This window comes from Phenylobacterium aquaticum (assembly GCF_947378715.1).
Classification (GTDB): domain Bacteria; phylum Pseudomonadota; class Alphaproteobacteria; order Caulobacterales; family Caulobacteraceae; genus Phenylobacterium; species Phenylobacterium aquaticum_A.
The window spans coordinates 1-5,375 of sequence record NZ_CANCLE010000214.1 but is presented as its reverse complement, the minus strand read 5'-3'; the positions used below and the strand labels follow the sequence as shown (position 1 = coordinate 5,375).

General features: G+C 68.8%; 7 protein-coding genes. 4 read left to right on the top strand and 3 right to left on the bottom strand.

What is annotated here, in order from left to right; all coding sequences use genetic code 11:
* Positions 1 to 95: 95 nt before the first annotated feature.
* The gene (locus tag Q7P21_RS19120) at positions 96 to 566 is read left to right on the top strand and encodes a MarR family winged helix-turn-helix transcriptional regulator (protein ID WP_304179680.1); all 471 of its coding nucleotides are present in this window, start codon (positions 96 to 98) and stop codon (positions 564 to 566) included.
* Between the two features lie 7 nt (positions 567 to 573).
* On the opposite strand, the gene Q7P21_RS19115 is transcribed toward Q7P21_RS19120, so the two are convergent.
* The 3 genes from Q7P21_RS19115 to Q7P21_RS19105 are packed head-to-tail and all read right to left on the bottom strand — an operon-like array spanning position 574 to position 2,822.
* On the bottom strand, positions 574 to 1,353 hold the full coding sequence (locus Q7P21_RS19115) for a molybdopterin-binding protein (protein WP_304179677.1): 780 nt from the start codon (positions 1,351 to 1,353) through the stop codon (positions 574 to 576).
* Positions 1,350 to 2,186, bottom strand: a complete 837-nt coding sequence (locus tag Q7P21_RS19110) for a cytochrome b/b6 domain-containing protein (RefSeq protein WP_304179674.1) — start codon at positions 2,184 to 2,186, stop codon at positions 1,350 to 1,352. Before Q7P21_RS19110 ends, Q7P21_RS19115 begins: the two co-directional genes overlap by 4 nt.
* A 24-nt stretch (positions 2,187 to 2,210) precedes the next feature.
* Positions 2,211 to 2,822, bottom strand: coding sequence for a hypothetical protein (locus Q7P21_RS19105; RefSeq protein ID WP_304179671.1), 612 nt, complete (start codon positions 2,820 to 2,822; stop codon positions 2,211 to 2,213).
* 138 nt (positions 2,823 to 2,960) lie between these two features.
* Here Q7P21_RS19105 and Q7P21_RS19100 point away from each other — a divergent pair, with 138 nt between their 5' ends.
* The 3 genes from Q7P21_RS19100 to Q7P21_RS19090 all read left to right on the top strand — a co-directional run.
* Complete coding sequence (locus Q7P21_RS19100; protein WP_304171666.1) at positions 2,961 to 3,611, top strand: glutathione S-transferase family protein; 651 nt, start codon at positions 2,961 to 2,963, stop codon at positions 3,609 to 3,611.
* A 44-nt stretch (positions 3,612 to 3,655) separates the two neighbouring features.
* Positions 3,656 to 4,660, top strand: a complete 1,005-nt coding sequence (locus Q7P21_RS19095) for an NAD(P)-dependent alcohol dehydrogenase (protein ID WP_304179668.1) — start codon at positions 3,656 to 3,658, stop codon at positions 4,658 to 4,660.
* A 41-nt stretch (positions 4,661 to 4,701) separates the two neighbouring features.
* Positions 4,702 to 5,375, top strand: a 674-nt coding sequence (locus tag Q7P21_RS19090; protein WP_304179665.1) for an SDR family NAD(P)-dependent oxidoreductase, incomplete at its 3' end; no start/stop codon positions are given.

Here is a 5,375-nt window from a genome sequence, read left to right as displayed (position 1 = left end):
TTCGTCACCGGCGCCACCATCCGGGTCGACGACGGCCAGAGCGGGCGCTAGACCCGCCGGGTTGGCGTTGACGCCGGTGTTCGGGAGCGCGGAGGATGACGGCGAGCGACGGGGGTGAATGCCAGGCCCTGGACCCGCTGCGGCTGGATTTGCAGCTGTGCTTCGCGCTCTATTCCGCCAGCAACCAGATGACCCGGCTCTATCGGCCGCTCTTGCAGCCGCTCGGCCTGACCTATCTCCAGTACCTGGCCCTGCTGGCGCTCTGGGAGCGCGCGCCGCTGAGCTTTGGCGACATCTCGCGGCGGCTGGGCCTGGACTCCGGCACCCTGACCCCGCTGTTCAAGCGGATGGAGGCGGCGGGCCTGATCACCCGCACCCGCGACCGCGCCGATGAGCGGCGGGTGACGATCGACCTGACGGCCAAGGGGCGCGACCTGCGGGCCCGGGCCGTCGCCGTGCCGCCGGCCGTCCTGGGCCAGATTCCCATGCCCTTCGAGCAGATCGCCGCCCTGAAGGTCACGGTGGAAAAGCTGGTGGGCGCCCTGCGCGCCGCCGAGGGCGCCTGATCCGGCCCTAGATCCCGGCGTACCACTGGTAGCCGCGGTCTTCCCAATAGCCGCCCTTGCCCTGGCCGAGCTTGGCGAAGCTGTCGATCAGCTCGATGCGCATGACATATTTGGCCATCTTGTAGCCGAGCTGGCGCTCCAGCCGCAGGCGGATCGGAGCGCCATGGGCCACGGGCAGGGGCTGGTCGTTCATCTCATAGGCCAGCAGGGTCTGGGGGTGATGGGCGTCGGCCAGGTCGATGGTCTCGTAATAGTCGCCCGTGCCGTCCAGGGTCAGCTCCAGGGTGTCGGCGCAGAAGAAGGCGACATACTTGGCCTGGGGCTTCACGCCGGCGCGGTCGAGCAGCGGGCCGAGGCGGGCGCCCTTCCACTTGGCGATGCTGGACCAGCCCTCGACGCAGTCGTGGCGGGTGATCTGGCTGCGGGCCGGCGCCTGGCGCAGTTCGTCGAGCGAGAGGCTCAAGGGGCGCTCGACCAGGCCGCCGATCTCCAGGCGCCAGGCCTTGAAGCCGTCGGCGACGTGCTGCTGGTAGTCCTCGCTGTCGGGATTGGTGGTGCCGTTGGCGCGGAAGTCCGGGGCGATGGCGCTGGGCGGATATTCCCGGGCCAGGGCGTTGCGCCCCAGCAGCAGGCGCTGGACGTGGAAGTTCAGGCCCTCGGCGGCGCCAAGGCGTTCATTCACGGCCGGCGAGGCGGCGAGCTTGTCGCAGCCGGCCAGGCTGGCGCCGGCCGCGCCGGTCAGGGCGCCGCCCAGCAGCAGGCGGCGGGTGGGATCGGAACCGCTCATGGCTTTTCCCTGCGGATGACGAACCAGCCGGTGAGGATCGAGCGCATCTCGTTCACCGGCCCGGCGGCGATGACCATGGCCACGTGGACGAAGACGAAGCTGACCAGGCCCGAGGCGGCCAGGAAGTGGATCGTGCGGGCCGACTGCCGTCCGCCGAACAGTTCGCCCAGGATCGGCAGGCGGGCATACATGGCCGGCGACATGACCAGGCCGGTCAGCAGCATCAGCGGCAGGAGGCCGAAGATCACCGCCAGATAGGCCAGCTTTTGCAGGATGTTGTAGTTGCGGGCGTCCTCGCCGTGGGCGAAGCGCAGGCGCAGGTGGTCGAGGACGGCGGCGCCGAGGCCGCGCAGCTCTTCGCGGGTGGGCTTGAGCATGGCCTGGGTCCGGCCGCTGCCAAGCGCGAAGCCCAGATAGACCAGGCCATTGATCACCAGCGCCCAGGCGAAGGCGAAGTGCCAGCGCCGCCCGGCGCCCAGGTCCAGATAGCCGGGCAGGGTGATCCAGCTGGGGAAGGCCCGGGCCTGCAGCTGGTCGCCGCCGGACTTCGACGCCCCCAGCACGCCGGTGGTGTCGAGCTTGGCGCCCGCCACCATCAGCTGGCCATGCAGATCGCCATTGGCCGCCGTGGTCGCCTCGATGGCCGCGAACGGCCGGTCGAAGTGCGAGACCTCGCCCCAGTAGAAGGCCGGGTGGGCGTTGAGGATCTGCAGGCCGCTGAGCAGCAGCACCAGCAGGCAGAGCGCATTGACCCAGTGGGTGGCGCGCACCAGCAGGGGATGGCGATAGATCGCCGTCACCCCCTTGGCCGTCCGCTCGCGAACCTCGGTCATCTGCGCCCTCCCTGCCTTCAGCCCCTACATCGGCGGAGCGGAGCCCTTCTCGCCGACGGCCACGGCGCCGGTGATCAGACCGCCGCCCGGCTTCGGGAAGGCCATCAGGAACACCTTGGCGCCCGGCTTGACCATGGTGCGATCACCATTGGTGATCAACACGACCGGCACCTTGGCGGGCACGACGATCTTGCGCTGGCCGGTGGGATAGCTGACCTGCAGCTCCTGGCCCTTGGCGCCGGCGGTGACCTTGCCGACCGTGCCATTGGTCATCATCGAACCCTTGCGCAGGTTCCAGGCATAGTGGCCTTCGCCGATCTTCACGCCGGGCGGGAAGACGTGGACTTCCAGCGACTTGCCCGAGCCGTCGGCCTGGGGGATCTCGGAGGTGCCGATGAAGCTGCCTTCCTTGATCTCGCTGATGGCGACCGGCTTGGTCACCTGGACCGACCAGTCGGGGGTGAGGTCGATGCTGAGCGGACCGCCGGTCTTCTGCTTGATGGTCAGCTGGGTGGCGCTGATGGCGCTGACCTGGCCGCGGATCGCCTGGGGTCCGGCGGGCGGCGGGGTCTGGGCGACGGCGGTGGTGGCGACGGCCGCGAGCAGGGCGGCGAGGGCGAGATTGAGGCGCTTCATGAAGGGGTCCTTTGAGGGGCGCCGCCGCGCGGCGCGCCATAAGTTGCACGATATTTAATCGTATGCAATCGACCTGACTTGACCTCCCCAGGGTCAAGGCGGACCAGATGGGCGGAACTTCCACCAGGACGCCGCACCATGACCGCTTCCCTCGTCGTCCACCACCTCGGGATCTCGCAATCCGAGCGGATCGTCTGGCTCTGCGAGGAGCTGGAGATCCCCTACGAACTCAAGGTCTATCAGCGCGATCCGACCACCCGCCTGGCGCCCGCCGAATACAAGGCGCTGCATCCGATGGGGGTCGCCCCGGTGATCACCGACGCCGGTCGAACCCTGGGTGAGTCGGGGGCGATCGTCGACTACATCATCGGCCGCCATGGGAATGGCCGGCTGGCGGTCAAACCGGATCAGCCCAACTTCGCCGACTATGTGTTCTGGCTGCACTTCGCCAACGGCTCGTTCGTGGCGACCGAGATGCTGGGCCTGGTGGCCAACGCCCTGGGCGTGCCGGCCGACCATCCGGGCCGCGGCTTCATGAACGCCCGCTCGGAACGGGTCTACGCCATGGTCGAGCAGCGCCTGGGCGAGGCGGACTATTTCGCCGGCGACGCCCTGACCGCCGCCGACATCATGATGGTCTTCGCGCTCACCACCATGCGGATGTTCACGCCCAAGGACCTGTCCGGCTTTCCCAACATCCTCGCCTATCTCCAGCGCATCGGCGCGCGGCCGGCCTATCGCCGGGCGATGGAGAAGGGCGATCCCGGCCTGCCGCCGCTGCTCACCTGATCCCACCCCGTTTTCAATTCGAACATTTCCAAGGACATCGCCCCATGAAAGTCGCCGCCGTCAAAGCCCCGGGCGGGCTCGACAAGATCGTCATCGAGGATCGCCCCCAGCCGGTGGCCGGTCCCGGCCAGATCCTGGTCCGCGTCCGCGCCAGCTCGCTCAACTTCCATGACTTCGCGGTGGTCGCCGGCATGATCCGTACGCCGGACGGCCGCATCCCGATGTCCGACGGGGCCGGCGACGTGGTGGCGGTGGGCGAGGGGGTCACGGCCTGGAAGGTCGGCGACCAGGTGCTGTCGACCTTCTTCCCCAACTGGCCGGCCGGAGTTCCGGTGCTGGAGCGCCTGCTGGGCGTGCCCGGCGACCAGGCCGACGGCTTCGCGGCGGAATATGTCGTCGCCCCGGCCACCGCCTTCACCCGCATCCCCAAGGGCTGGACCTTGGAAGAAGCCTCGACCCTGCCCTGCGCGGCGCTCACCGCCTGGCGCGCCCTGATCGTGGAAGCCCGCATCAAGCCCGGCGACATCGTCCTGACCCAGGGCACCGGCGGGGTCTCGATCTTCGCCCTGCAACTGGCCAAGGCGGCCGGCGCGACGGTGATCGCCACCTCGTCCTCGGCCGAGAAGCTGGCCCGGCTGAAGGACCTCGGAGCTGACCACCTGATCAACTACAAGGACGATCCGGCCTGGGGCCAGACGGCGGCCGCCCTGACCGGCGGGCGCGGGGTCGACGCCGTGGTCGAGATCGGCGGCCCGGGCACCATGAACCAGTCGCTGCACGCCGCGAAGATCGGCGGCCACATCTCGCTGATCGGGGTGCTGACCGGGGTCTCCGGCGAGATCGCCACGGCTCTGGCCATGTCCAAGAACATCACCATCAAGGGCGTCACCGTCGGCTCGCGCCAGGAGCAGGAGGAGATGATCGCGGCGATCGAGGCCAATGGCGTCAAGCCGGTGATCGATTCCACCTTCCCGCTGGACCAGATCGCGCAGGCCTTCGCCCACCAGATCTCGCAGAAGCACTTCGGGAAGATCTGCCTGTCGATCTGAGCGGGCGGCCAAAACAAAAAGACATTGGGAGAAACGACACCATGATCATCGACAGCTCTGTCTCCGCCGTGGTCACCGGCGGGGCCTCAGGCCTGGGGGCGGCGACCGTCAAGGCGCTGCGCGACCTGGGCGTGAAGGTCGCGATCTTCGACCTCAATCCGGAGACCGGCGCCAAGAAGGCCGAGGAACTGGGCGCCCTCTACTGCGAGGTCAATGTGATGAGCGAAGAGTCGGTCGACGCCGGCTTCGCCAAGGCCCGGGCGGCCCACGGCCAGGAGCGCATCCTGGTCAATTGCGCCGGCGGCGGCCGGGGCGGCAAGACCATCGCCCGCGACAAGCAGACCGGCGAGATCAAGCCCTTCGTCATCTCCGACTTCGAATGGGTCCTGGGCCTGAACACCGTCGGCACCTTCCGCTGCATCGTGAAGAGCGCGGCGGGCATGGCGACGCTGGCTCCCAACGAGGACGGCGAACGCGGCGCCATCGTCAATACCGGCTCGGTGGCGGCCGAGGACGGCCAGGTCGGCCAGGTGGCCTATTCGGCGTCCAAGGCGGCGATCAAGGGCATGACCCTGGTCATCGCCCGCGACCTGGCCAATGAGGGCATCCGCATCAACACCATCCTGCCCGGCATCATGGCCACCCCGCCCATGCTGGGGGTGAAGACCCGGGCGCCGGCGATCTTCGAAAGCCTGTCGGCCTCGGTGCCGTTCCC